At 73.1% G+C, this 25,645-nt stretch carries 24 protein-coding genes; 9 read left to right on the top strand and 15 right to left on the bottom strand.

The window, feature by feature from the left end; genetic code table 11:
* Positions 1 to 62: 62 nt before the first annotated feature.
* Positions 63 to 1,769 (bottom strand): IlvD/Edd family dehydratase, encoded by a 1,707-nt coding sequence (locus tag IEZ27_RS01125; RefSeq protein ID WP_189645461.1) that lies wholly within the window; start codon positions 1,767 to 1,769, stop codon positions 63 to 65.
* Positions 1,770 to 1,832: 63 nt separating this feature from the next.
* Here IEZ27_RS01125 and IEZ27_RS01120 point away from each other — a divergent pair, with 63 nt between their 5' ends.
* Both IEZ27_RS01120 and IEZ27_RS01115 read left to right on the top strand, forming a co-directional pair.
* Positions 1,833 to 4,136: a phosphoketolase family protein gene (locus IEZ27_RS01120; protein WP_229823031.1), complete on the top strand. Its 2,304-nt coding sequence runs from the start codon at positions 1,833 to 1,835 to the stop codon at positions 4,134 to 4,136.
* The gene (locus IEZ27_RS01115) at positions 4,112 to 5,281 is read left to right on the top strand and encodes an acetate/propionate family kinase (protein WP_189645459.1); all 1,170 of its coding nucleotides are present in this window, start codon (positions 4,112 to 4,114) and stop codon (positions 5,279 to 5,281) included. The genes IEZ27_RS01120 and IEZ27_RS01115 overlap by 25 nt, the downstream gene beginning before the upstream one ends.
* 22 nt (positions 5,282 to 5,303) lie before the next feature.
* Here IEZ27_RS01115 and IEZ27_RS01110 read toward each other — a convergent pair whose 3' ends face one another.
* The 3 genes from IEZ27_RS01110 to IEZ27_RS01100 all read right to left on the bottom strand — a co-directional run bounded on the left by IEZ27_RS01110 (position 5,304) and on the right by IEZ27_RS01100 (position 7,975).
* The gene (locus IEZ27_RS01110; RefSeq protein ID WP_189645458.1) at positions 5,304 to 6,731 is read right to left on the bottom strand and encodes a PAS domain-containing sensor histidine kinase; all 1,428 of its coding nucleotides are present in this window, start codon (positions 6,729 to 6,731) and stop codon (positions 5,304 to 5,306) included.
* 40 nt (positions 6,732 to 6,771) lie between these two features.
* Positions 6,772 to 7,236 (bottom strand): ATP-binding protein, encoded by a 465-nt coding sequence (locus IEZ27_RS01105; protein WP_189645457.1) that lies wholly within the window; start codon positions 7,234 to 7,236, stop codon positions 6,772 to 6,774.
* Positions 7,237 to 7,330: 94 nt separating this feature from the next.
* Entirely contained in the window at positions 7,331 to 7,975 is a 645-nt protein-coding gene (locus IEZ27_RS01100; RefSeq protein ID WP_125637597.1) for a response regulator transcription factor, read from the bottom strand.
* A gap of 305 nt (positions 7,976 to 8,280) precedes the next feature.
* On the opposite strand from IEZ27_RS01100, the gene IEZ27_RS01095 reads away from it, so the two are divergent.
* The 4 genes from IEZ27_RS01095 (at position 8,281) to IEZ27_RS01080 (ending at position 12,566) form a co-directional block, all read left to right on the top strand.
* The gene (locus IEZ27_RS01095) at positions 8,281 to 8,763 is read left to right on the top strand and encodes a cation:proton antiporter regulatory subunit (protein ID WP_125637598.1); all 483 of its coding nucleotides are present in this window, start codon (positions 8,281 to 8,283) and stop codon (positions 8,761 to 8,763) included.
* Between the two features lie 8 nt (positions 8,764 to 8,771).
* Complete coding sequence (locus IEZ27_RS01090; protein ID WP_125637599.1) at positions 8,772 to 9,932, top strand: cation:proton antiporter; 1,161 nt, start codon at positions 8,772 to 8,774, stop codon at positions 9,930 to 9,932.
* A gap of 17 nt (positions 9,933 to 9,949) precedes the next feature.
* The gene (locus IEZ27_RS01085) at positions 9,950 to 10,567 is read left to right on the top strand and encodes a pentapeptide repeat-containing protein (RefSeq protein ID WP_189645456.1); all 618 of its coding nucleotides are present in this window, start codon (positions 9,950 to 9,952) and stop codon (positions 10,565 to 10,567) included.
* A 94-nt stretch (positions 10,568 to 10,661) separates the two neighbouring features.
* A complete protein-coding gene (locus tag IEZ27_RS01080; RefSeq protein WP_189645455.1) occupies positions 10,662 to 12,566 on the top strand; it encodes a hypothetical protein in 1,905 nt (634 codons plus the stop codon).
* A 22-nt stretch (positions 12,567 to 12,588) separates the two neighbouring features.
* On the opposite strand, the gene IEZ27_RS01075 is transcribed toward IEZ27_RS01080, so the two are convergent.
* The 3 genes from IEZ27_RS01075 to IEZ27_RS01065 form a co-directional block, all read right to left on the bottom strand.
* Positions 12,589 to 13,581 carry a hypothetical protein gene (locus tag IEZ27_RS01075; protein ID WP_189645454.1) on the bottom strand — a complete coding sequence of 331 codons (993 nt, stop codon included), beginning with the start codon at positions 13,579 to 13,581 and terminating at the stop codon, positions 12,589 to 12,591.
* Entirely contained in the window at positions 13,571 to 14,107 is a 537-nt protein-coding gene (locus tag IEZ27_RS01070) for a copper resistance CopC family protein (protein WP_189645453.1), read from the bottom strand. Before IEZ27_RS01070 ends, IEZ27_RS01075 begins: the two co-directional genes overlap by 11 nt.
* A gap of 91 nt (positions 14,108 to 14,198) precedes the next feature.
* Positions 14,199 to 14,750 carry a hypothetical protein gene (locus IEZ27_RS01065; RefSeq protein ID WP_189645452.1) on the bottom strand — a complete coding sequence of 184 codons (552 nt, stop codon included), beginning with the start codon at positions 14,748 to 14,750 and terminating at the stop codon, positions 14,199 to 14,201.
* A 75-nt stretch (positions 14,751 to 14,825) separates the two neighbouring features.
* On the opposite strand from IEZ27_RS01065, the gene IEZ27_RS01060 reads away from it, so the two are divergent.
* A complete protein-coding gene (locus IEZ27_RS01060; protein ID WP_189645451.1) occupies positions 14,826 to 15,128 on the top strand; it encodes a hypothetical protein in 303 nt (100 codons plus the stop codon).
* On the opposite strand, the gene IEZ27_RS01055 is transcribed toward IEZ27_RS01060, so the two are convergent.
* The 3 genes from IEZ27_RS01055 to IEZ27_RS01045 form a co-directional block, all read right to left on the bottom strand.
* Positions 15,118 to 16,059 (bottom strand): fatty acid desaturase family protein, encoded by a 942-nt coding sequence (locus IEZ27_RS01055; RefSeq protein ID WP_189645912.1) that lies wholly within the window; start codon positions 16,057 to 16,059, stop codon positions 15,118 to 15,120. The two genes, IEZ27_RS01060 and IEZ27_RS01055, sit on opposite strands and share 11 nt — an antisense overlap.
* A gap of 208 nt (positions 16,060 to 16,267) precedes the next feature.
* The gene (locus IEZ27_RS01050) at positions 16,268 to 16,693 is read right to left on the bottom strand and encodes a nucleoside deaminase (RefSeq protein ID WP_189645450.1); all 426 of its coding nucleotides are present in this window, start codon (positions 16,691 to 16,693) and stop codon (positions 16,268 to 16,270) included.
* Positions 16,690 to 17,559, bottom strand: coding sequence for an LLM class flavin-dependent oxidoreductase (locus tag IEZ27_RS01045; RefSeq protein ID WP_189645449.1), 870 nt, complete (start codon positions 17,557 to 17,559; stop codon positions 16,690 to 16,692). Before IEZ27_RS01045 ends, IEZ27_RS01050 begins: the two co-directional genes overlap by 4 nt.
* A 95-nt stretch (positions 17,560 to 17,654) precedes the next feature.
* On the opposite strand from IEZ27_RS01045, the gene IEZ27_RS01040 reads away from it, so the two are divergent.
* Positions 17,655 to 18,113 carry an Lrp/AsnC family transcriptional regulator gene (locus IEZ27_RS01040; RefSeq protein WP_189645448.1) on the top strand — a complete coding sequence of 153 codons (459 nt, stop codon included), beginning with the start codon at positions 17,655 to 17,657 and terminating at the stop codon, positions 18,111 to 18,113.
* A gap of 52 nt (positions 18,114 to 18,165) precedes the next feature.
* Here the strand turns inward: IEZ27_RS01040 and IEZ27_RS01035 are convergent, their stop codons facing one another.
* The 5 genes from IEZ27_RS01035 to IEZ27_RS01015 all read right to left on the bottom strand — a co-directional run bounded on the left by IEZ27_RS01035 (position 18,166) and on the right by IEZ27_RS01015 (position 23,637).
* Positions 18,166 to 19,305 carry an FAD-dependent oxidoreductase gene (locus tag IEZ27_RS01035; protein WP_189645447.1) on the bottom strand — a complete coding sequence of 380 codons (1,140 nt, stop codon included), beginning with the start codon at positions 19,303 to 19,305 and terminating at the stop codon, positions 18,166 to 18,168.
* A 25-nt stretch (positions 19,306 to 19,330) separates the two neighbouring features.
* Positions 19,331 to 20,899, bottom strand: a complete 1,569-nt coding sequence (locus IEZ27_RS01030) for an MFS transporter (RefSeq protein WP_189645446.1) — start codon at positions 20,897 to 20,899, stop codon at positions 19,331 to 19,333.
* Between the two features lie 85 nt (positions 20,900 to 20,984).
* Entirely contained in the window at positions 20,985 to 22,388 is a 1,404-nt protein-coding gene (locus IEZ27_RS01025; protein WP_189645445.1) for an FAD-binding oxidoreductase, read from the bottom strand.
* Positions 22,389 to 22,416: 28 nt separating this feature from the next.
* Entirely contained in the window at positions 22,417 to 22,677 is a 261-nt protein-coding gene (locus IEZ27_RS01020; protein WP_189645444.1) for a hypothetical protein, read from the bottom strand.
* Positions 22,678 to 22,749: 72 nt separating this feature from the next.
* Complete coding sequence (locus IEZ27_RS01015) at positions 22,750 to 23,637, bottom strand: hypothetical protein (RefSeq protein ID WP_125637613.1); 888 nt, start codon at positions 23,635 to 23,637, stop codon at positions 22,750 to 22,752.
* Between the two features lie 249 nt (positions 23,638 to 23,886).
* On the opposite strand from IEZ27_RS01015, the gene IEZ27_RS01010 reads away from it, so the two are divergent.
* Positions 23,887 to 25,596 (top strand): exo-alpha-sialidase, encoded by a 1,710-nt coding sequence (locus IEZ27_RS01010; RefSeq protein WP_189645443.1) that lies wholly within the window; start codon positions 23,887 to 23,889, stop codon positions 25,594 to 25,596.
* Positions 25,597 to 25,645: the final 49 nt, after the last annotated feature.

Here is a 25,645-nt window from a genome sequence, read left to right as displayed (position 1 = left end):
CGTCAGGGAACCCCGTACCCCACGGGGAAGATTCCGCGCACGGCGGCCGGCACTCTTTGCCTTCAGTGGGACTCGCGGCCGACCGCGTCACCGGAGGAACCCGTCAGGAAGTCGAGATCGGCTCCCAGGTGGGCCTGGGTGACGTGGTCGACGTACAGGCGCTCCCACCCGCGGGACGGGCGGGCGTGGCCGGTCGTGACCGGCTTCCTGGCGGCCAGCTCGGCCTCGGGGACGTCCACGTCGAGCCTCCTGGCGGCCACGTCGAGCACGATCGGGTCGCCGGTGCGCACCCTGGACAGCGGCCCGCCGGCCGCCGCCTCGGGCGAGGCGTGCAGGACGACCGTGCCGTACGCGGTGCCGCTCATCCGGGCGTCGCTGACCCGGACCATGTCGCGTACGCCCTTGGCCAGCAGCCTGCGCGGCAGCGGCAGGTTGCCGACCTCCGGCATGCCCGGGTAGCCCCTGGGGCCGCAGCCGCGCAGCACCAGCACCGACGTCTCGTCCACGTCGAGGTCGGGCGAGTCGAGCCGGGCGTGGACGTCCTCGACGCCGTCGAAGACGACCGCCCGGCCCCGGTGCCGCAGCAGCTCCGGCGAGGCGGCCGCGGGCTTGATCACGGCGCCGTCGGGCGCGAGGTTGCCGCGCAGCACGGCGATGCCCGCGTCGGGCAGCAGCGGGTCGGCGCGCCGCCTGATCACGCTGTCGTCCCAGATCTCGGCGCCGGCCAGGTGCTCGACCAGGGGACGGCCGGTGACGGTGATGGCCGCCGGGTCGAGCAGGTCCTCCACCTCCCGCAGCACGGCGGCCAGGCCGCCTGCCCGGAACAGGTCGTCCATCAGGTGCCGTCCGGCCGGTTGCAGGTCGGCCAGCAGCGGCACGCCGGACCCGGTGCGGTCGAAGTCGTCGAGGCTCAGCTCGACGCCGAGCCGCCCGGCGACCGCCAGCAGGTGGACGACCGCGTTGGTGGAGCCGCCGATCGCGGCCAGCGTGACGATGGCGTTGAGGAAGGAGCCCCTGGTCATCACATGGCTGGGCCGGCGGCCGGCGCGTACCAGCTCGACGGCGAGCCGGCCGCTGTCGTGCGCGCGTTCCAGCAGGCGGCTGTCGGGGGCGGGGGTGCCGGCCGTGCCGGGCAGCGTCATGCCGAGCGCCTCGGCCATGCACGCCATGGTCGAGGCGGTGCCCATCGTGTTGCAGTGGCCGCGGCTGCGGATCATCGACGACTCCGAGCCCAGGAACGCCTCGCGCGAGAGCGTGCCCGCGCGCACCTCCTCGCTGAGCCGCCACACGTCGGTGCCGCAGCCGAGCGGGACGCCGCGGAAGTGGCCGGTCAGCATGGGCCCGCCGGGCACCACGATCGCGGGCAGGTCGACCGAGGCGGCCGCCATGAGCAGCGCGGGGACGGTCTTGTCGCAACCGCCCAGCAGCACCACGCCGTCGATCGGGTTGGCCCGCAGGAGCTCCTCGGCGGCCATGGCGGCCAGGTTGCGCCATAACATGGCGGTCGGGCGCACGTTCGTCTCGCCCAGGGAGACGACGGGCAGGTTGAGCGGCACGCCGCCCGCCTCCCACACGCCGTTCATGACGCCGCGCGCGACCTCGTCGAGGTGGGCGTTGCAGGGCGCGAGGTCGGAGGCGCTGTTGGCGATCGCGATGTGCGGGCGGTCCCCGTCGAACGCCTCGCGCGGCAGGCCGCGGCGCATCCAGGCGCGGTGGATGTAGGAGTTCCGGTCGTCGCCGGAGTACCAGAGCGAGCTGCGCAGCGCCATGTGACCGCACATTAGCGGCAGTCCGGGGGATTCAGCATCGCCTGTAGAGGAATGGGCAAGTGCATGGACCACATAGACGCGTACTGGCGGGCGGCCAACTATCTGTCCGTCGGGCAGATCTACCTGCTGGACAATCCGCTGCTGGCCGAGCCGCTGCGGCCCGAGCACATCAAGCCGCGCCTGCTGGGCCACTGGGGCACCACCCCGGGACTGAACTTCTGCTTCGCCCACCTCAACCGGGTGATCTCCGAACGGGCCCAGGACATGATCTACATCGTCGGCCCGGGTCACGGAGGGCCGGCCGCGGTGGCGCACGCCTGGCTGGAGGGCTCCTACAGCGAGCGTTATCCGGACGTCTCGCAGGACGTCGCGGGCATGCGGCGGTTGTTCCGCCAGTTCTCCTTCCCCGGCGGCATCCCCAGCCACGTCGCGCCGGAGACGCCGGGGTCCATCCACGAGGGCGGCGAGCTGGGCTACTCCCTCGCCCACGCCTACGGCGCCGCGTTCGACAACCCCGACCTGGTGGTGGCCTGCGTCGTCGGCGACGGCGAGGCCGAGACGGGCCCGCTGGCCGCGAGCTGGCACTCCAACAAGTTCCTCGACCCCAGGCACGACGGCGTCGTGCTCCCCATCCTGCACCTGAACGGCTACAAGATCGCCAACCCGACCGTGCTGGCCCGCATCCCCGAGGACGAGCTGCTCAAGCTGCTGGAGGGGTACGGCCACCGCCCGCACCTGGTCGGCCCCTCACACGAGGAGATGGCCGCCACCCTCGACACCGTCTTCGACGAGATCGCCGAGTACAAGGACGGCCAGGACCGGCGGCTGCCGATGATCGTCCTGCGCACCCCCAAGGGCTGGACCGGGCCGCGCGAGGTGGACGGCAAGCCGGTCGAGGGCACCTGGCGGGCCCACCAGGTGCCGCTGTCCGGCGTCCGGGAGAACCCGGCCCACCTGGCGATGCTGGAGGAGTGGATGCGCTCGTACCGGCCGGAGGAGTTGTTCGGCTCCGACGGCAGGCCGGTCGAGGACGTCCTGCGTACGGTGCCGCGCGGCCCGCTCCGGATGAGCGCCAACCCGCACGCCAACGGCGGCGAGCTGCTGCGCCCGCTGGCCCTGCCGGACTTCCGCAGGCACGCGGTGGAGGTCAAGTCCCCCGCCGTGCAGTCGAACGAGCCGACGCGGGTGCTCGGCGGGTTCCTGCGCGACGTGATCACGGGCAACCCGCGCAACTTCCGGCTGCTCGGACCCGACGAGACCGCCTCCAACCGGCTGTCGGACGTGTTCGAGGTCACCGACCGCGCGTGGGAGGCCGAGATCCTGCCCACGGACGAGAACCTGGCCCCGGGCGGCCGGGTGATGGAGGTGCTGAGCGAGCACCTGTGCCAGGGCTGGCTGGAGGGCTACCTGCTGACCGGCCGCCACGGGCTGTTCAACTGCTACGAAGCCTTCATCCACATCATCGACGCCATGTTCAACCAGCACGCCAAGTGGCTGGAGTCGGCGCAGAAGATCCCGTGGCGGCGGCCCGTGGCGTCGCTGACGTACCTGCTGTCGTCGCACGTGTGGCGGCAGGACCACAACGGCTTCAGCCATCAGGACCCCGGCTTCCTCGACGTGGTCGTCAACAAGAAGGCGTCGGTGGTGCGCGTCTACCTGCCGCCGGACGCCAACACCCTGCTGTCGGTGGCCGACCACTGCCTGCGTTCGCGTGACTACGTCAACGTGATCGTCGCGGGCAAGCAGCCGGTGCTCGACCTGTTCACCATGGACGAGGCGATCGCCCACTGCACCCGCGGCCTGGGCATCCTGCCGTGGGCCTCCGGCGACCAGGGCTCCGAGCCGGACGTCGTCCTCGCCTGCGCCGGCGACGTGCCCACCCTGGAGACGCTGGCCGCCGCGGCCATCCTGCGCGAACACCTGCCCGAACTGAAGGTACGGGTCGTCAACGTCGTCGACCTGATGCGGCTGCAACCGCCGTCGGAGCACCCCCACGGCCTGCCGGACGCCGAGTTCGACACCCTGTTCACCACCGACAAGCCGGTCATCTTCAACTTCCACGGCTACCCCTCGCTCATCCACCAGCTCGCCTACCGCCGCCACGGGCACGACAACCTGCACGTACGCGGCTACCGGGAGGAGGGCACCACGACCACGCCGTTCGACATGGCGATGCTCAACGACATCGACCGCTTCCACCTGGTCATGGACGTCATCGACCGGGTGGACGGGCTCGGCGCCAAGGCCGCGCACCTGCGCCAGCGGATGAGCGACGCGCGGTTGCGGGCCCGCGCGTACACCAGGGAGCACGGCGAGGACCCCGCGGAGATCAGGTCGTGGACATGGCCGGCCGAATACTCGTCCTGAACACCGGCTCCTCGTCCATCAAGTACGAGCTGGTGGACGTGGGCACCCGCGAGCGCCCGGCGCGCGGGCTGGTGGAGCGCATCGGCGAGGAAGGCGGGCGGCTGACGCACCACACGGGCGAAGGGCCGCCGTACGTGCGGGAGGAGCGTTTCCCCGGGCACGCCGAGGGGCTGGAGGCGATGCTGAAGGCGTTCGCGGAGGCCGGGCCCGCGCTGGACCCCGTCGCGGTCGGGCACCGGGTCGTGCACGGCGGCACCCGCTTCACCGGCCCGGCGCTGGTCGACGACGACGTGATCGCCGCGATCGAGGAGCTGGCGCCGCTCGCGCCGCTGCACAACCCGGTCAACCTGGCCGGGATCCGGGTGGCGCGGGCGGCGTTCCCGGGGGTGCCGCAGGTGGCGGTGTTCGACACGGCGTTCCAGCTCACGCTGCCGCCGCAGGCGTACACGTACGCGGTGCCGCGTGAGTGGGGCGTGCGGCGCTACGGCTTCCACGGCACCTCCTGCGCCTACGTCTCCCGCCGCGCCGCCGCCTTCCTCGGCCGCGACCCGTCCGAGCTGAACCTGATCGTGTTGCACCTGGGCAACGGCGCCAGCGCGACGGCGATGTCCGGCGGGCGCAGCGTGGACACCTCCATGGGGCTGACGCCGCTGGAGGGCCTGGTGATGGGCACCCGTTCCGGCGACGTGGACCCGGCGATCGCCGGGTACCTCGCCCGGGTGCGCGGCCTCGGGGCCGAGGAGGTGGAGCACGCGCTGAGCCACCAGGGCGGGCTGCGGGCCCTGGCCGGGACGCTCGACATGCGCGAGGTACGGCGACGCGACGACGAGGAGGCCCGCCTGGCCCTGGAGGTCTACACCCGGCGCGTCCGCAAGTACGTCGGCGCCTACTACGCGCTGCTCGGCCGGGTGGACGCGATCGTGTTCACCGGCGGGGTCGGCGAGCACGACGCGGCCACCCGGGCGGAGTCGCTGGCCGGGCTCGACCGGCTCGGCGTCACCGTGGACCCCGAGCTGAACGCGGCGGAATCGGCGGCGGAGCGGGCGGTGTCACCGCCGGGCGCGGAGGTGGCGGTGCTGGTCGTCCCGACCGACGAGGAATGGGAGATCGCCCGCCAGGCCCTGGAGCTGATCCCCGGCCCCTGAAGCAAAGTGGATCAGGGGCGGGTCAGGCCGGTGCGGGGACGGCGGGCACCCAGAACTCGACCGTGGTGCCCCCGCCCGGCCGGGCGGCCAGGCTCCACCACCCGCCCGCCAGCTCGGCCCGCTCGCGCATCTCGATCAGCCCGAAGTGCCGGAGCCGCCCCTCCCCCTGCGGCGGCGGCCCGGTCCCGTCGTCGGCGACCCGTACGTGCACGCCGCCGTCCAGCGAGACCAGGGACAGGGTGATCGAGGTGGCGCGGGCGTGCTTGCGCACGTTCGTGATCGCCTCCTGGCAGATCCGGAAGATCGTGATGGCCGCCTCGGGCGGCGGGTCGGCGTCGAGGCGGTGGATGATCTCGAACGCCGGCCCGGCGTCGGCGGTCACCTGCCGCAGGTAGCCGGCCAGGCCCTCGACCAGCCCCTCCTGGTCGACGCCCGGCGGGCGCAGCTCGAAGGTCAGGTCGCGCAGCCGTCCGACGGCGGCCTCGACGGCCTCGCCGATGCCGCGCAGCTCGGCGGCCCGTTCGGGGGCGAGGCCGCCCTCCAGCACGCGCAGCCGCATGCCGACGGCGACCATGGACTGGATCGTGTCGTCGTGCACGTCGTAGGCGATGCGGCGGCGTTCGAGCTCCTGGGCGCGTACGAGGTGGCTGAGCAGCATGCCGCGCTCGTCGAGGGCGCGGGACACGTTGCGGCGCTCGGTCAGGTCGCGGGTGACCTTGCCGAACCCGCGCAGCTCGCCGCGGTCGTCGTGGAGGGCGGTGATGACCACGCCGGCCCAGAACCGGGTGCCGTCCTTGCGCACCCGCCAGCCCTCCTCCTCCCACCGGCCGTCGGCGACCGCGACCTCCAGCTCCATGGCGGGCTTCCCGGCCGCGACGTCCTCGGGCGGGTAGAAGACCGAGAAGTGGGCGCCGATGATCTCTTCGGCGCGGTAGCCCTTGATACGTTCGGCGCCGGCGTTCCAGCTCACGATCCGGCCCTGGGCGTCGAGCATGAAGATGGCGTAGTCGACGACGTTCTGGACCAGCAGCCGGAAACGTTCCTCGCTGTCGCGCAGCGCCTGCTCGGCCAGGCGGCGCTCGGTCAGGTCGCCGGTGACCTTGCCGAACCCGCGCAGCCGGCCCCGTTCGTCGTGGAGGGCGGTGATGACCACCCTCGCCCAGAACCGGGTGCCGTCCTTGCGCAGCCGCCAGCCCTCGTCGGCCACCCGGCCGGCCGTGGCCGCGCGGTCCAGCAACCGTTCGGGTTTGCCGGCCGCGACGTCCTCCGGCGGGTAGAACACCGAGAAATGGCTGCCGATGATCTCCTCCGCCCGGTAGCCCTTGATGCGCTCGGCGCCCGCGTTCCAGCTGGTCACATGGCCGGAGAGGTCGAGGAGGCAGATCGAGTAGTCGACGACGCTTCGGACGAGCAGCTGGATGTCATCGGACTGCCGGTCGTGGGCGGACATACTGCAGCTTCGCACGGCCCGGCGGAGGACCGGAACCCGGTCACGCCCTGGAACGCTCCTGGGCCGGCGAGGTGGCCTGCGGAGTGGCCTGCGCGGTGGTCTGTGGGACGACCTGCGCCGCCAGTTCGCACCACACCACCTTGCCGCTCTCGCCGTCCCCCGCGCCGCGGGTGACGCCCCAGCCGGTGGACAACGTCCCGATGACGTTCAGGCCCCAGCCGTCGGCCGGTCCCGGCTCGCGCGGGGTGGGCAGGCCGGGGCCGGAGTCGCGCACCTCGATCCGTACGTGGGAGGGGGTGCAGCGGATACGCAGGGCGGGCGGGCCGTCGCCGTGCACGAGCGCGTTGGTGATGAGTTCGGACACCACGAGCACGACGTCGTCGTGACGCCCGAGGTAGCCGCACCCGTCCAGCGCCTCGCGCGCCGTCTGTCGGGCCGCGGTGATGCTGCCCATCTCCTCCGGCAGCTGGGTGTCCACCTGGTACGGCCCAGCGAAACTGCCCATCCCTCTACTGTCGGGCAGCGCCGGACCCGATCACGAGACGCAGCGGAACCACCCCGCCCGGTACGGATGGGGGAACCCGTCTGGTGCATATGCGTCAGTCGAGCAGCCCTTCCCGGCGCGCGACGGCCACGGCCTCCAGCTTGGAACGGGCTCCGAGCTTCTCCAGCACGTGCTGGACGTGGTTGCGCGCGGTGTTGCGGGCCACGCCGAGCCGGGTGCCGATCTCGACCGTGCTCGCCCCTTCGGCCAGCAGCCGCAGCGTCTGGCGTTCGCGTCCGGTGAGCGCCGCGCCGGGGTGGCGGACGCGTCCGGTCAGCCGGTCGAGCACGCCGGGCAGCAGGCCGGGCGCGAACACCACGCCGCCGGCGGCCACCTCGCGCACCGCCGACTCCAGCTCCTGAAGCCTGGACGACTTCACCAGCAGGCCCGCGCCGCCCGCCTCCACCACCCGGGCGGCGACGGAGGCGGTGGCCTCGCCGGTCAGCACCAGCACACGGGCCCGCGGCGCGGCGGCCGCGAACCGGCCGATGGCCTCGATGCCGTCGCCGTCGGGCAGACGGCGGTCGAGCACCACGACGTCGGGGTGGCAGCGGGCGGTCTCGGCGAGGGCGGCGGCGAGGGTGCCCGCCTGGGCCACGACCTCGATGCCCGGCGCCTGACCGAGCGCCAGGCCGATGGCCTCGGCCACCATCGCGTGGTCCTCCACGAGCAGCAGCCGGACGGAGGGGGTGGTCGGCATCGCTTCGTCTCGCTTCTCCTGCGGCAACGTCAGCAGCAGTCTCCCATCCGCACGCCACCCCGCCCCTCCGCTCCCGCACGCCGTGGAGGATGCCTCGGAGGGGGTGCGGAGGGGGGTGCGGGAGGGGCGGGGCGTGCGTGGGGTGGGCGTGGGGCGGCGGCGCACTGAGCTCGGGGCGGGCACGGGGCGGTGGGGTGTGAGTTTTTCGCGCGGGGCCTGGAAGAGGGGCCTTCGAGGCGGCCGGAGAGCCGACGAGCGTTGGTAGGGTTGTCCGGAAATATGCGGATTTTGGATGGGTGGGATAGGTGGAGGTAGAGCAGACAGCGTTGCCGGGCATCGGGCTACGGCACGATTTCACCACCCGCGCCGGCCAGCGAGTGGGCATCGTCTCGCACCGCACCGGCCGCCGCGACCTGGTGATCTACGACAAGGACGACCCCGACCGCGCCTGCCAGACGGTCAAGCTGAACGACGAGGAGGCCGACGCCCTGGCCGAACTCCTCGGCGCCCCCCGGATCGTGCAGCGCCTCAACCAGCTGCACCAGCAGGTCGAGGGCCTGGTCAGCGTCCAGCTCCCGATCCCGCCCGGCTCCCCCTACGCCGGACGCGCCATGGGCGAGGCCCGGGTCAGGACACGTACCAGCGCCTCGATCGTCGCCGTCGTACGCGGCGGCCAGGTGTTCGCCAGCCCCGGCCCTGACTTCGTCTTCGGCGAAGGGGACGTCGTGGTCGTCGTCGGAAGTGCGGACAGCACCGCGGACGTCGCCGCCATCCTGGCTGACGGGTAGGACCGCGGGTGCACGAAACCGCGGTCATCTTTCTCGAATTCGGTGCTGTTCTTCTAGGTCTGGGAGTTTTGGGGGCGCTGGCGCTGCGCGTCGGCATCTCACCCATCCCCCTCTATCTGATCGCCGGTCTGGCCTTCGGGACGGGCGGCGTGCTGCCGCTGGCCACCAGCGAGGAGTTCATCTCGGTCGGCGCCGAACTGGGCGTCGTCCTGTTGCTGCTGACGCTCGGCCTGGAGTACAACGCCGACGAACTGGTCACGAGCCTGACGAGCAACGCGCGGGCCGGCATCGTCGACCTCGTGCTCAACGCCGCCCCCGGGGCGATCTGCGCGCTGCTGCTGGGCTGGGGCCCGGTCGCGGCCGTCGCCATGGCGGGCGTCACGTACGCCACCTCCTCCGGGATCACCGCCAAGGTGCTGTCCGACCTCGGGTGGATCGGTAACAGGGAGACACCGACGGTGTTGTCCCTGCTGGTGTTCGAGGACCTGACGATGGCGGTCTACCTGCCGGTCCTCACGACGTTGCTGGCGGGCCTGAGCCTGGTCAGCGGGGCGATCTCGGTCGGGATCGCGCTCGGCACGGTCAGCGTGGTGCTGGTCGTGGCGCTGCGGTTCGGGCGCTTCATCGAGGCGTTCGTGTCGAGCCCCAACTCCGAGGTGCTGCTGCTGAAGGTGGTCGGGCTGGCGCTGCTGGTGGCCGGGCTGGCGCAGCAGCTCCAGGTGTCGGCGGCGGTCGGCGCGTTCCTGGTCGGGATCGCGTTGTCGGGGCAGCTCGCGCACGACGCGCAGGCGCTGCTCGCGCCGCTGCGCGACCTGTTCGCGGCGGTGTTCTTCGTGTTCTTCGGGTTCCAGACCGACCCGGCGAAGATCCTTCCCGTGGCGGGGCTGGCCGCGCTGCTGGCCCTGGTCAGCATGGTGACCAAGCTCCTGACGGGCGCGTACGCGGCCAGACGGGCGGGCATCGGCAAGGCCGGTCAGGCGCGGGCGGGCATCGCCCTGATCCCGCGCGGTGAGTTCAACATCGTCATCGCGGGCCTGGCGGTGGGGGCGGGAGCCCATCCCGACCTCGGGGCCCTGGCGGCCGCGTACGTGCTGATCCTGGCGGCGTTCGGGCCGCTGGCGGCCAAACTCGTCCAGCCGCTCATCACGGCCATCGCGAACAAGGCGTGATCCGCTAGTTTGTTCGTATGGCAGACCGCAAGCACGGGGTGCCCGCACCCCCGATCGAGACGACGATCCACGCCGACGACTGGGACAGGCTGGAGATCGCGGGTGAGCGTTTTCACCGGGTCCTGTTCCAGGGCGTCGACATGACCGAGCTGGTCGACCAGGGATCGTCGTTCGAGGAGTGCACGTTCAGGAACGTGCGGCTCAACGTGTCCACGCACGAGGACGCGCAGTTCCTGAACTGCACCTTCAGCCGGTGCTCGCTGTTCGACGCCACGTTCAGGGGATGCAAGCTGACGGGCAGCATGTTCGACGGCTGCTCCTTCGGGCTGCTGAAGGTCGAGGGCGGCGACTGGTCCTACGCCGGGCTGCCCGGCGCCGACCTGCGCGGCAGCGCCTTCCAGGGCGTACGCCTGCGCGAGGCCGACCTGACCGGGGCCCGGCTCGAAGGGGCCGAGCTGCGCCGGGCCGACCTGTCGGGGGCCTGGTTGCACGGCGCCGACCTCACCGGGTGCGACCTGCGCGGCAGCGACCTGAGCACGCTCGACCCGCAGACGGTCACGCTCAAGAAGGCGGTCATCGACCCCTTCCAGGCCACGGTCCTCGCCGAGACGCTGGGCCTGGAGGTCCGCTCGTAACCCGGCCCGCTTCCGGCCCGAAGCCGCTGCCGGTCCGGGGTCCGCTGCCGGTCCGGGGGTCCGGTGCCGGGGCGCGGTCCGGGATGATGGCGGGGTGCCGATCGCCGATCTCAACGACGCCGAGCGGGCCGTGGCCGCCGCGCTCGCGCACGGCCGCGAGGTCGACCTGCGCGCGGGCGACCCCGCCGCCGACGACCCCGCGACCGCCGCCTCCTGGGGGCCCGAGCGTACGGTCCGGGCCGAGGTGCTGGCCGGGCTGCTGCTCGGCGGGTTCGACGAGCCCGCCGCCAAGCCTGGGCTCACCCTGGCCGGGGCGCGGATCACGGGCGTGCTGCACCTGGCGTTCGCCGAGCTGGCCTTCCCGATCACCTTCCAGGGCTGCGCCTTCGACCACAGCCCCGACCTCTACCAGGCCCGTACACGTTTCCTCAGCTTCAGCGGCTCGCTGCTGCCCGGCCTGATCGCCTCGAACGTCCAGGTCGAGGGCAACCTGCGCCTGGCGGGCAGCCGCGTCACCGGCGAGGTGCGGCTGCCCGGCGGCCGGATCAGCGGCAACCTCGTGCTCAACGGCGCCCGCCTGAGCCACCCGTCCGGCACAGCCTTCAACGGCGAGCACCTCGACGTGGCCGGCCACCTGCGCGCCCAGGACGGCTTCGCCTGCGACGGCACGCTCGTCCTGTCCTCGGCCCGGATCGGCGGGGCGGTCGAACTCGACCGGGCCCGGCTGAACACGCCGGGCGGCACGGCCCTGGAGGCGTCCAACGTGATCGTCCAGGTCGGGCTGTTCGCACGGAAGATGGAGGCCGACGGCGAGGTGAGCGTGCGGTTCGCCCGGGTGACCGGGCCGCTCACGCTGCGCGGCTCGCGCATCCGCCGGCCGGGCGGGCTCGCGCTGCGCGCCACCGGGCTCAACGCCGAGGCGGGGCTCTTCCTGGCCAACCTCCGCGCCGACGGCCAGGTCCGCCTGAACCGCGCGGTCATCGGCGGCACCCTCGGCCTGGAGGGCGCGCGGCTGAGCGCCCCCGGCGGCGTGGTGCTCGCCGCCGACGGGGTCACCGTGAACGGCTCGCTGCTCGCCTGGCAGGGGCTGCGCACCGAGGGCGAGGTCACCCTGCTCGACGCCACGGTGACCGGCCCGGCCCACTTCGAGGGCGCGACCATGGTCAACCCCGGCGGGCCGGCGCTGTCGGCCAACGGCCTTTCGGTGGGCAAGGTGCTCAACCTGTGCGAGGGTTTCTCCGCCCGGGGCCGCATCAGGCTGACCAGCGCCCAGGTCGGCAGCCGCCTGTGCTTCGACGACGCCACCCTGGAGGCGCCCGGCGAGGTGGCGCTGAAGTGCTGGCGGCTGACGGCCCCCGAGCTGGCGCTGCGCACGGCCGCGCCGGTCGAGGGCGTGGTGGAGTTACGTTACGCGCGCATCGGCGTCCTGCGTGACGACCCCGCCGGATGGCCGCGGTCGATGCGCATGGACGGGCTGTCGTACGAGGTGCTCGACCCGATGTTGCCGGCCGCGCGGCGGTTGCGGTGGCTGCGTACCGACCCGGACGGCTACCTGCCGGGCGCGTACGAGCAGCTCGCCGCGATGTACCGGCGGCTCGGCGGCGACGCCGACGCCCGCGAGACCCTGCTGGCCGGCCAGCGGCGGCGGCGTGCCGGCCTCCCCTGGTACGCCCGCTTCTGGGGCCACCTCCAGGACACCACCGTGGGCTACGGCTTCCGCCCCCTGCGCGCCGCGGGCTGGCTGCTCGCGCTGCTGGCCGCAGGCACGGTCGTGTTCGGGCTCGACCGGCCGCCGCCGCTGAAGCCGGGCGAGGCGCCGCCGTTCCACCCGCTGGTCTACACCCTCGACCTGCTGCTGCCGATCATCGACTTCGGGCAGGAGAAGGCCTACAACCCGCAGGGCGGCGCGCAATGGCTGGCCTGGGGGCTCATCGTGGCCGGCTGGGTGCTGGCCACGACCATCGCCACCGGTCTCACCCGATCGCTGCGCCGGACCTGACCAGGACCCGAGCCGGGGCCGGTCAGCACAGCGCCATGGCCGTCTGCCACAGGCTGGGCAGCGCGGCCAGCACGTGGTCGCCGCGGCGCCGCCGGTCGGCGAACGTGGCCGCGCCGAGGTCGGCCAGCAGCTCCTCGAAGCCCTCCTCGTAACCGGGTGCGGCCCCGGCGACGGCGCGTTTGTCCAGGCAGCGCGCGTACGTGGCGACCAGCCAGAAGACCGCCTCCCGGTGCAGCCCGGCGGCGACGAGCTCGCGGCTGCCGTCGATGGCGACCGGCCGCGCCTCGGGCGTGATGTCGGAGTCGAAACGGTAGGAGGGCGCCTTCAGCCCGGCCGTCGCGTCGAAGACCTCCTCCAGCGCCGCCAGGTGCCGCTCCACCCGCTCGGCGGTCATCCGCGCGCAGCCGAGCAGGTCGAGCAGGTGCTCGTGCCAGTCGAGCCGGCCGTGCCCGGCCAGCAGGTCGCGCACGGCGGCGTACCGGCGGCGTACGGTCGGGTTGCGCAGCCCGGCGACCAGCAGGACGTGCGTGGTCACGCCGGTGCCGAACAGCCACGCGGCCACCTGCTCGGGGACGGGCGCGTTCTCGTCAATGGAGTTGATCCAGCCGCGCACGCGGTCCATCGCCTGCGTGCAGCGGGCCATGATCCAGGGCCGCTCGGCGAAGTCGCGGGCCACCAGGCGCTGGATCTCGCCCAGCCGCCCGGTGGGGTCGGCCAGTACGCAGGGCAGGTGGAAGCTGCCGGCCAGGTGGTAGTCGCTCAGCACCTCGTGGGTGGAGCCGATGGCGGGGACGCCGGAGACCTCCAGCAGGACGCCCTGGTAGCGGAACTTGCCGATCCTGGGCGGCGGGTCGGCGACCACCATCACGTCCACGTCGGAGGTGGGGGTCAGCTCCGTGGCCGGATCGGCCCACAGCGCGGACCCGGTCAGGAACGCCCCGCCGAATCCGGGCAGCGCGACGCCCTCGTCGAGCACCCACTGCCGCGCGAGCTGCCTGGCCCGCTCAACCAGCATCAGCGTCCTCCCGGTCAGGGCCGCGGCGCGCGCCCCTGATCAGGAGGAACGCGCCCAGCACGACGAGCACCGCCAGCCCGCCCCAGATCCAGCCGGGGACGCCCGCCGCCGCGGCGGGCGGCTCCTCGGCGGCCGAGGGCGCCTCTGCCGGTTGAGAAGATGATCCTTTCACGACGAACGGGATTTCGCCCTCGATGGGGTGCCCGTCCGACGACACCACCCGCCAGGCGATCACGTACGCGCCGGGGGCGGGCTGCCGGGGCACGTCGGCGACCACCGTGGGCCCGTCGGCCCGGGGTTTGCCGACCTCGACCGCCTTGCCTGCCGCGTCGTGCAGCACGACGAAGGGGAACTGGACGTGGGCGTTGAACTCCAGCTCGATCCGCTCGATCGCGGAGACCTGGGCGTTCTTGGCGGGTGAGCTGCTCTTCAGCGTGTCGTGGGCGAGCGCGGCGGTGGCCGGCAGCAGCGCCAGGAGGGCCGCGCAGGCGAGCGAGGCCAGGCGGACGGGCCAGGAGGACTTCATGAGGACTCCGATGCGGACGGCCGGACCGGCGCCGGGGCGCCGTCCGGGCACGGTACGGACGAGGAACGCGTCCAGGCCGGACGCGCGGACTTCAGCGGAGGCGGAGCCGCTGGGGTGGTCCTCGTCGGGTGAGCGTGCGGCAGGCGGTCCTGCCCATCGGAGCGGGGACGTCGGCGTGGGCCGGGGGACGCCGCGGCGGGATCGTCACCTCGACCGGCGCGAGGAGCAGCAGGCCGGTGATCGGGGGCGGCGCGGCGCACAGGCGGATCATGAGCCACAACGCGCGTTCGCCGCGGTGCAGCCACCAGGCGGTCAGCGCCGCCACGGTGAGGTGGACCAGCGTCATGGCGGGCGCGGGATGGCCGTGGCCGGGGGCGACGCCGGTGGCCGGCGCGAGGCGTTCGAAGAGCTGGTGCAGCACGAGCTGGGTGAGCGTGGTCGCGGCCAGGACCGCCGCGGGGCCGCGCTCGCGCCCGCTGACCAGCAGGGCGGCGGCGAGCGCGGTGAGCACTCCGAGCGCGCCGCCCCAGAGCGGGACGGCCCCGCCGCCCGCGAGCAGGTGGCCGCCCGCGGACACGGCGCCGCAGACCGTCGCGAACACGACGGCCCGCGACAGGCGCAGCCATACGGACGCGGCGGACACAGCCGCCATCCTTACACAACCGCTACAGTTCCGAAGCGCAGGTTCGGCGCGCCCCGGCGAGGGCAACTGACTCTGATGGACTTCGCCCGAGGCGATGGCACGGACCTGGAACTGACGGTCCGTCAGGAGTTGACCGACGCGGGTTTCAATGTCGAGCCGTCCGTGCTGCCGATCGACGGCGGCCTGGGCGTCCGGTTCGACCCGGCTCGCGGGGTGGTCGTCGCCTGGTCCTGGGCGGGCGGCGAGGCGGCCGGCCACCCGGTGGCGGACGAGACCATCCGCAGCGTCGTGCTGCTCGCGCTGCGGACGGTCCTGGCCCGGGCGGGCCACCGGATCCGGGAGGATCAGGCGGGCCTGGAGCTGGTGGTCATGTCCTGACCTCGCGCAGCGGCGCGCCGACGGCGTGCAGGTGGCGCATGGCCTGGGCCCACGACTCGACGAGCCCGCATTCGACGTACGGGACGCCGAGCTCGCGGCAGTACTCGCGCACGATGGGCCGGGCCCGGCGCAGGTTGGCCGACGGCATGCCGGGGAACAGGTGGTGCTCGATCTGGTAGTTGAGGCCGCCGAGCGCGACGTTCATCAGCCGCCCGCCGCGTACGTTCCTGGAGGTCAGCACCTGGCGGCGGAGGAAGTCGAGGGAGTCCTCGGCGGTGAGCACCGGCATGCCCTTGTGGTTGGGCGCGAACGTGCAGCCCAGGTAGACGCCGTAGCAGGCCTGGTGCACGGCGAGGAAGACCAGCGCCTTGCCCGGCGGCAACACCAGGAACACGCCGCACAGGTAGGCCAGGTTGTGCAGGACGAGCAGCAGCCCCTCGGTCCGGCCGCCCTTCACCCTGCGCAGCGCCCGGAACCCGGCCACCTTCAGGTTCAGCCCCTCCAGCGTGAGCAGGGGGAAGAACAGGAACGCCTGCCACCGGCCGATGAAACGCGGCAGCCCGCGGCTGGCCTCGGCCTGCCGCCGGGACCACACGAGGATGTCGGGCGCGACGTCCGGGTCGTGCTCCTCGTGGTTGGGGTTGGCGTGGTGGCGGGTGTGCTTGTCCATCCACCAGCCGTAGCTGAGGCCGACGGTCACGTTGCCGACCAGCAGCCCGGCGATCCTGCTGCGGCGGCGCGACCGGAACACCTGGCCGTGCGCCAGGTCGTGGGCCAGCAGTGTGACCTGGGCGAAGGCGACGGCCAGCAGCGCCGCGACGCCGAGCTGCCACCAGGAGTCGCCGACCGCGGCGAACAGCGCCCACCCGCCGGCGAACAGGGTGGCCACCAGGCCGATCCTGATCACGTAGTAGGCGGGCCGCCGCTCCATCAGCCCCGCCTGGGCGATGCGGCGCGACAGCCGCGCGAAGTCGCTCCCCCGGGGCGCGACGCGAGGGGTTTCCACCACGGTCAAGGTTCTCTCCGATGCTGGTGAGGTGGACGTGATCACTCCTCAGCATCGCGGTGGCGGCGGTCCGGCGGACCCCCGCTGTCACCCGTCCTCACGGTGGTGCAGGCCCTACCATCGGCGGCCGGGCTCAGCGGTAGTAGCCCTCGACCGGCACGCTCGCCTCGGCGTACAGCGCCGGGCCCTCCTGCGGCACGTGCGGCCAGCCGCCGCCGGGTTTGAGGCCGGCGAGCTGCTCGTCGGACAGCGCGTACACCACGCGGCCGAGGCCGGAGCGTTCGATGGCGCCCGCGCACATGCCGCACGGCTGGCAGCTCGTGTACATGGTGGTGGCCGCCGCGGTGCCGGCGTCCAGCTCGCGGGCGGCCCAGCGGGCCAGCTTCAGCTCGGGGTGCGCGGAGATGTCGCGGTCGCCGGTGACCGTGTTGTGCGCCTCGGCCAGTACGTCGCCGTCCGGGCCGACCAGCAGCGAGCCGAAGGGGGCCTCGCCGCTCGCGCGGGCTCCGGCGGCCAGCTCGATGGCCCGGCGCAGGAAGGTCTCGTCGTCGGGGGTCATTCGTCGTCCTCCTTGGGGTCGTACGGGTCGAGGTCCCAGTGGTCGGCCACGGTGGCGAGCGCGCGCCAGGCCGTCTGGGGGTGCAGCGTATCGGCCGGGTCGCCGTCGAACGGGTCGAGCACGACGGTGTCGGCGCCGAGCCGCCGCAGCTCGTCGAGGTCGGCCACGATCTGGCCAAGTGTGCCCTCGCCTGCGCGCCTGCCGGGGCCGGTGACCGGCTCGGCGGTCAGCCGCAGGACGATGCGGGGCGCGAACGCGGGCGCCGGGCGGCCCAGCTCGGCGGCGACGTCCGCCAGCCGGCCGGCCGCCTCCCGCAACCATGGGAGGGTGTTGCGCAGGGGGTGCCACGCCTGGCCGAGCCGTACGGCGCGGCGCAGGCCGGCCTCGCCGTTCCCGCCGACCCAGAAGGGGATCGGCCCGGCGCGGTAGTCGTCGCCGTCGGCCCAGGCGGCGCGCATGGCCAGGAGGTGGTCGTCGGTCAGCCGCCCGCGCCGCTCGAACGGCACGCCGAGCGCCTCGAACTCCTGGCGGGCCCAGCCCACGCCGACGCCGAGCACCAGCCGGCCGCCGCTGAACCGGTCGAGGTTGGCCGCCATCCGCGCCATGAGCAGGGGATGCCGGTACGGCACGATGAGCACCGAGGTGCCGAGCCTGATCCGGTCGGTGACGCCGGCCAGCCAGGCGAGCGTGGTGAACGGCTCGTAGAAGGGCACCGGGTACTGCTCGGCGACGTCGGGCGTCACCGCCAGGTGGTCGGAGATCGTCAGCAGGTCGTAGCCGAGGGCCTCCGCCGTACGCGCCCACCGCCGCAGCACGTCCGGGTCGGTCCCCGGCCCGAAGTTCGGTACGTTCACGCCGATTCTCATGACACCGAACGCTACCCAGGACCGCCCGCCCGGCTGAAGACCGAGGTCACGGCGTATGGCGGCGATCGCCGTGGATCTGCCGGTATATTCACCCGATGACCGAGGATCTCGACGACACCGACTGGACGATCCTGGTGGAGCTCCAGCGGGACGGCCGGGTGCCGCTCACCGAGCTGGGCCGCCGGGTCAACCTCAGCGCCTCGGCGACCACCGAGCGGGTCAGGCGGCTGGAGTCCTTGGGGGTCATCACCGGCTACCGGGCCGAGATCGACCTGGCCAAGGTCGGGTTCGGCGTGCTGGCCGTCGTCCGCCTGAAGTATCCCGGCAGCCGCCACGAGCCGCTGCGCCGCCTGCTCGGCGAGCGCCCGGAGATCCTGGAATGCCTGCGTACCACCGGCGAGGACTGCTACACGCTGAAAGTCGCGGCCGGCTCGATGCCCCATCTCGAACGGGTCATCGACGAGCTGGCCGGGTTCGGCAGCACCACGACCAACATCGTCTACAGCCAGACCCTGCCCTACCGGGGCCCGGCCGCCCCGCCCGCCCGGCCCTGACCCGGCGGAACGGCGGGCGGCGGGGACGCCGGGACCTCCGGAGGCGGAGGGATCAGATCGGCTGCAGCGCGGGCGTCGTGCGCGGGGCCGCCTCGTCGCCGTAGATGTGCAGGTCGGCGCGGAAGGCCCGCAGGTACGCCCGCCGGTCGTGGAACGTGGTCGCCAGCGCGTCGCCGTAGTCGATGAGCTGGCGGTGCGCCTGCCGGCGCGGCTCGTAGCGGGCCTGGAGCAGCTTGTCCAGCAGGGCCTGGTCGCCACCGGCCGCGGAGATGACGTCGGCGAGGATCTCGGCGTCGTACAGGGTGTAGCTCATGCCCATGCCGGTCATGGGGTGGCAGGCGAAGGCGGCCGAGCCGAGCAGCGCGGCGTTGCCCTTGTGGTAGGCCCCCACTCGCAGCGAGGAGACCTTGATCGGGTGCCAGGCGGCGGCGGGGAGGGAGCCGAAGGCGTCGGTGCTGTCGCTGACGAAGCCCCTCAGCAGGTCGACCAGGCTCGCGCCGCCCCCGCCGAAGACCGCGTCGTCCTGCTCGGGGGGCAGCCCGACGAACACCCGCGCCTGGTCCCTGTCGAGCGGGTAGAGGTAGGCGAGCCAGCCGCCGGAGCTGAAGTAGAGCCGGTTGAGCTGGGCGACGCTGGCGCTGAGCGGCACGGTGGCCACCCGCATCAGCAGCCGGTCGTACGGCATGGCTACCTGGTCGATGTCCAGCGCCCGGCGGATGGCCGACTTGGTGCCGTCGGCGCCCACGACCACGTCGGCGCGCAGCCGGCTGCCGTCCGACAGCGTCAGCAGCTCGATGCGGTCGCCCTCGCGCTCGACGCGTTCGATGGCGGCGTCGAAGCAGAACTCGACGCCCTCCATCGCGCAGCAGGCGTAGATGAGCTCGACCAGCTCCCGGTAGGGGCGGATGAGGAAGCCGCCGTCGGGGAAACGGCACTCCCTGATCGGCTCGCCGTCGTGGTAGTAGCGGATGAGGTCGCGCCGCAGGCCGTGGCGCTCGACGAGCTCGGCCAGCCCGTGCCGGGCCAGCACCCGCAGGCCGGGGGGCTTGAGGAAGTCGGCGCCCGCGCTCGGGATCGAGGGTCCCTGCTCGATGACGACGACGCGCTGACCGCGGCGGCGCAGCAGCAGTGCGAGGAAGCAGCCGCCGAGCCCGGCGCCGACGATTGCCACGTCGCACGATGTGGTTGCCATGACGAGAGCCCTTCTCGAAGTTGAACTAGACGTGCGTGGTTCCGTAGGTCTCCGAGCTCTCGGCAGCCCGGGGCCTCGGGATGTGATCCCTGGGGGTCGTGCGGGTCTCGACAGGCAGCAGCGCGTCGGCCTCCGCCGCGACGGTGGCGAGGGTCATGCGCAGCTCCAGCAGCAGCCGGCGCGGCACCTTGATCATGTCGTCGCCCGGGTCGGTCCGCAGCCGGGTGATCTTGGTGAGTGCGATGGCCCCGATGAACACCGAGATGGCCACGCACATGGCGAGCGCGCCGGCCAGCCCGGCCAGCGGGCCGGTCAGGATGAACGGGTGGTCGATGACGAGGGACACCACGGCGATGCCGACGGCCCCGCCGACCATGCGGGCCATGGTGGCCGCGCCGACGGCGGACGCGTACTGGCTGGGGTGGGCGGCCAGGGTGGTGGCCACGGAGGTGCCCGGCGCCAGGGCGCCGACGCCCATGCCGACCACGACGCTGGCGATCAGGCCCCACACGGTCGGCCCGGACTGGGTCAGCGCGAGCACGCACGCGCCGCCGCAGAGCAGCGAGCCGGCGTAGATGAGGCCGTACGCGCCGATGTGCTTGAGCAGCTTGCCGGCTACGTAGCTGGTCACCACGACGGCCACCGAGGTGGGCGTGAGCCACATGGCCACTTCCAGCATCGGGTAGCCGAGGTGGAGCAGGTACAGCGGCTGCACGGTGAGCAGCCCGTACGACAGGGCGCCGAAGAACCAGGTGGCCAGCCAGCCCCAGACGAACTTGCGCTGCCGCCACAGGGCCAGGTCGATCGCGGGCATGCGGTGGTGCCGGGCCTGGGCCAGGGCCCCGCCGAGCAGCGCGAAGGCGGCGACGGCCAGCCACACGACGTCCATGCCCCAGGCCATGGCCTTGGAGATGGCCAGTACGATCACCGCGATCCCGGCGGCCAGCAGCCACGCGCCGAGCACGTCCGGCACGCCCTTGGCCGTACCGCGCTTGCCCGAGGGAAGCGCGGCGCAGGCGATCAGGAGCGCGATGCCGATGACGACGTCGGGCACGAACAGGGCGCGCCAGTCGACGGTGGCGGCCAGCCAGCCGCCGCCGGCCTGCATGAGCAGGCAGCCGAGCCCGGAGGCCGAGCTCCACAGGGCGATCGCGCCCCGGCGCTGCGACTCGGGCAGCTCCCCGAGCAGCAGGCCCAGACTGGCCGGGATCATCGCCGCCGCGCCCGCGCCCTGCACCGCCCGCGCGGCCAGCACGAACGACCAGGACGACGCGGCCACGGTGGCGACCCCGCCGGCCACGAACACCACCAGCCCGAACGCCAGCACCCGGCGGCGGCCGAACAGGTCGGCCCAGCGTCCGGCCGTGGCCAGCAGCGCGGCGATCGGGATGAAGGCGGCGCTGGTCAGCCAGACCAGGTCGCCGAGCGGCATGCCGGCGCCCGCGGGGGTGTAACGCAGCACGCCGACGGCCAGGGTGGTGGCCGTGGTGTCGGCCATCACGGTCAGCATCACACCCGCGCCGACCAGCCGCAGCATGACGGCGTGACGGCGGGTCACGCCGGTTCCCCTGACGGCCACTGGTGTCTCACGCACTCGGTCCTCCTCGCAGAAAAGCCTCAGGTTCCACGCCGGCCGGCACACTCCGGTGGTGCGACCGGCGCGGAGGTGTCTCGGAAGTTCAGGCGCCGTAGCGGCCGGGAGAGAGCAGGCCGTCCGGGTCGAGGGCGGTCTTGAGCCGGTGGAGCATGCCGAGGCTGGCGGTGCTGGTCTCGGACCAGACGTCGGCGGCGGCGTGGTCGATGTCGGAGCGGTAGATGGCGCAGCCGTGGCCGCGCAGCAGGCAGCTCGCGTCGTTGCGGAGCTGGTGGGCGCGGTGGGCGGCGTCGGGGTCGCCGCCGTCGAAGAAGATCTGGATGACGGCGTTGGCCATGTGGGGGCTGACCAGGTTCCACTCGACCATCAGGGCGATGCCGTGGGTGTCGACGGCGCCCTGGAGGGCCTCCAGGATGCGTTCGGTCCTCGCGGCGTGCAGGGGCATCAGCGGCAGCAGCACGAGGAAGCCCATGCGGCCGGCGTCGATCTGGTCGCACGAGGTGACGCCGAGCGCGTTGCGTACGCCCTTGCAGGTCGGGATGCCCTGCGCGGTGAGCGCCCTGGTGTGCAGCGGGTCGTCGGGGCCGACCGCGGCGGCGTCGAGCACGCGCAGCGTCTCCCCGCCCCCGACCTCGACGAACGCCTTGCGCAGCAGTTCCTCGGCCAGCTCGACGGCGGCGTTGCTGCCGAGCAGCGGCCCGAGGACGGTGAACCGGCCGGTGTCGACGCCCTGCGGCAGCAGCCAGCCGTTGTCGCGGGCGGGCGCGAGGGAGAGCTCGCGGATCCGCATGAGCCCGTCGGCGGGGTTGCCGCGGCGCAGGAACCCGGTCATCGCGCCGATCGCGGCGCCGATCTGGTCGCGCGGGATGCGGGCGTGCACGAGTCCGATCGTCTCCGGGCGCGGCACCAGCGAGACGGCCATGGCGGTGACGACGCCCACGTTGTGCTGGACGAACGCGGCCGTCAGGTCGGGCCCGGCCACCCGTCCGTGGTAGACGCCGGTGGGGTCGAGCCCGCCGGTGGTGATCACGCTGCCGTCGGCGAGCACGGCCTCGATGCCGGCCACGTCGTGCACCCGCGAGCGGAAGCAGCCGTCGCCGCGTTCGAGGGCGTTGCCGATGACGGAGGTGTCGGCGCAGGAGGCCGTGACGTTGAGCATCCACGGCGTGTCCCGCAGCGCCTCGGCGAGCTGGGCCTGGGTCACGCCCGGCTCGATGACGGCGTGGCCGGTCTCCAGGTCGAGGCCGCGGATGCGGTTCATCTGGCTGAGGTCGACGACGACGTTGTCCTCGGTGACCGGGAGGGCGGAGCCCATGCCCCAGTTCCTGCCGGTGCTGACCGGGTAGAGGCGGCTCTTGCTCACCATGGCCCGGCGGACGAGGGCGCGGACCTCGTCCAGGGTGTGCGGGGTCTCGGTGCCCGCCAGCGAACGCGGTCGGTGGGCGCCCACGTCACGCGGCCGCAGTTCCACTCGCGATAGTCCCTGCATGGCTCTCCTCGGGGGATGCGATATCACGTCAGGCGGTGTGCTGGAGGAGGTCGTCGATGGAGCCGATGGCCTGGGTGGACATCTCCCTGATCTCGCGCAGTCGCCGCTCCGTGTGCGCCTCGGGGGGCGCCGGCGGGACGGCCGCGTGGACGGGGAAGTCGAGTGAGCCGCGCGGCGCGGCCTGCACGGGCACCTCGTGCGGGCCGTAGGGGTGGCGGCGGGCGCGGGGGCGTTCGGTGTCGTGTGACTCGTGCCGGACGAGCGCGGGCAGATGCGGTGGGGTTCGCATGACGGGAGCTCTCCTACAGGGTTCGTAAGGGTTGTGCGTGCAGCCGCCCGCCGTGGAGCGGCACCTGGGTCGTCACGTGCCCTCCTGGTGACCGGTGCGGGGGGTGACGGCCGCGGGGGTCGCCCTCGGCACGCCGTGGTTGATGACGCTTGCGGCGATCCGGCGCTCGGCCAGCCCCATGTGCGGGCGGGGCGCGCCGGCCGGCCGTACGGTGGCCGTGCCGCGGATGAACGTGCTGGCGTGCACCCACCGGCGGTTCTCGGCCAGCACCTCGCGCTGTGCCCTGGGCAGGTCGCCGTGGGCGGCGTAGTGCTCGCACACGGCCCGCGCCAGCACGCGGGCCATGATCAGGTGGTCCTCGCAGGCCGAGGACACCTTCGACTCCAGGCCGATCACCTGCGCCAGGAGCAGTTGCAGGTGGGGCAGGCCCGAGCTGCGGTCGAACCCGTCGAGTTCGGCCAGCCGCTCCGGCCAGCGCAGCCGCCGCCCGACCGCGGCGCAGGCCGCGGCGGCGACGTCGGCCGCCGGCCGGCCCCGCGGGTCCTCCCCTTCGAGCTGCACGGCCCGCTGCGCGGTGTGCTCGAAGGAGGAGAGCCGGTCGAGGCCGCTCTGCAGCAGGCGGATGCGGTTGTGCAGGCAGGCGGCGCTCCAGCCGAGCACCAGCAGCCGGTCGCTGTCGGCCTCGCAGTGCCAGCCGACGAGACCGACCTCGCGGGCCATGCGGTGGTGGAGCACCCATGACTCGCGCGGATCGACGTGGACCGGGGCCTCGATCCACACCTGGAGGCCGCCCGGCGGCAGTTCGCCGACGCCGACCTCCACCTCTTGGGGCGCCACCCTGGCGCAGATGCGCTGGACGACCTTCTGTTGTGCCGCTGTCTCCGGCGCCATCGGCACCGGGCCCGTCAAGACCGGCAGCACGCGCTCGGGGGCGACTCGCGCCCTGGGCTCGATGCTCATCTGAGGCCACCTCCAGACCCCGCGTAAATTGGCACTTAATCGTGCCGCCCTGATCCTCGTAAGTACCCCCACTCCTGTCAACTCTCACTTAACGAATACATATTGGATTCAAAGTTGGCAAGCATGAGGCGCAGGTGAACGCAGGGACCCCTGTAGATGAACGCCACATGTGGGAACAGAGATGAGAGAGAGCCGCCGGCCCGGTCCGGGACGGCGGCCCGGAGTGACGACGAGGGAGAGGAGCGCCCGGTGGCGGTGCCCAGAGCCGCGCTGGCGGTGGTGGTCCTGGCCGCCGGTCTGCCCGCGGTCCACGGGGTCGCGCGGACCGGTGAGACGTTCTGCCGGCTGCCGGAGTTCACCGGCAAGTCGGTCCCGGACGGGCCTTACCTGACCGACACTGATGTCTCACCACGGTGGATCTATCCGTATCCGGCGCCCGACGAGCGCGAACCGTCGTCGCAGCAGCGGCTCGACTTCGCCGGGTTCCCCAGCGTGGCCGCGCTCGACACGGTCGGCCGCGACGGCGCGCCGGTCAGGAAGCTCCTCGTCACCTACACCACGAACGTGGACAGGGTCGTCACCCTCACCAACGAGGCGGCGGTCTCCGAGGACGGCGGCGTCACGTTCGGCCCGAGCAACCGGACCCCGCTGCGGGAGGCGCCGATCGAGCTGCGCGACGGCGGGCTGCTCGCCCTTGAGTACTACCTGCGGCGCACCGGGCCCGGCACCGCCACGCTGGGCGTGCTCACCTCACGCTCGCCCGACGACGAGGGCTGGGTGCGCCGGGAGGCGACGGTGACCTCCCCCGACGAGCAGGCCGACGGCGGCGCCGCCCACGGCCTGCCGATCCAGCTCGCCGACGGCACGATCCTGTTCACGGCGTACATCCGCCAGGGCGGGACCGGCTCGTACCAGCCGGAGGTGTTCGCCAGCGAGGACGGCGGCCGGACGTTCGCCAGGCGCGGTGTGATCACCCCTCCCGACCCGCCCTACGTCTACAACGAGGGCGCCCTCGCCCAGACGCTCGACGGCACCCTGCTGGCGGTGTTGCGCAGGGACGGCGTGCCGCCCTCCACGCTGCACCAGAGCCGGTCCTCCGACGGGGGGCGCACCTGGTCGCCGGTCCAGCCGTTGCGCATCGAGGGGCAGGACTGCCTGGTGCGCGGTGTGGCGCCGCGGCTGCTGCTGATGCCGGACGGCGTGCTCGTGCTCAGCGCCGGGCGTCCGCACAACTGGCTGGCGATCGCCCCCGACGGGATCGGCGAGGAGTGGCGGCGGCAGACGGTGACGTACCGCAACAGCGACGGCGTACGGGACGTGCACGGCTCGTCCGGGTACACCGCCATCGCCGCGGTCGGCCCGCACCGGCTGATCCAGGTGTTCGACAACTGCAAGCTGCCCGGCGTGAACTCGGACGGCCTGCTCAACGAGACGGCCTGCCCGGCCCACGGCAAGTTCGAGAACGGCGGCTGGTACGCGATCAAACGCCGCCTGTTCACCGTCGTCACCCCCGGCCCCGGCCTGCTCGACCTGGCCGCCCTGCAGCGCGGCGGCGCGCTCAAGGTCGACACGGACATGCGCTGGACCACCCCGGCCCACCCGCGTACGGGCCCGGCGGGCGCCTTCGACGGCAGCACCGACTACTGGTCCGGCGCGGTCGCCGCCGGACCCGGCCGGTACGTCCTGCACCTCGACCGCCCGTACGCGATCAACCGGATCGGCATCAGCCTGCGCCCCGGCCACCCCGCGAGCGCCCGCGTGTACGTCTCCGCCGACGGCCGTTCCTGGGGCCGCCCCGCCGTCACCATCGAGGACCGGACCGACTACGCCATGCGCTACCACACCGTGGACCGCACCGGCGCGCACGTCATGATCGTCACCGAGCCCACCCGCGACTGCGACGCCGAGATCGGCGACTCCTGCAGCATGCTGAACGAACTCGAACTCTACGGCCGGTGAAACGCGGGCGGCCCTATTAAACGGCGGGCCGAAATTGCCGGGAACAACG

The organism is Nonomuraea spiralis, assembly GCF_014648435.1.
Classification (GTDB): Bacteria; Actinomycetota; Actinomycetes; order Streptosporangiales; family Streptosporangiaceae; genus Nonomuraea; species Nonomuraea spiralis.
The sequence above is the reverse complement of the archived record's forward strand: the minus strand, read 5'-3'. Positions and strand labels throughout refer to the sequence as shown.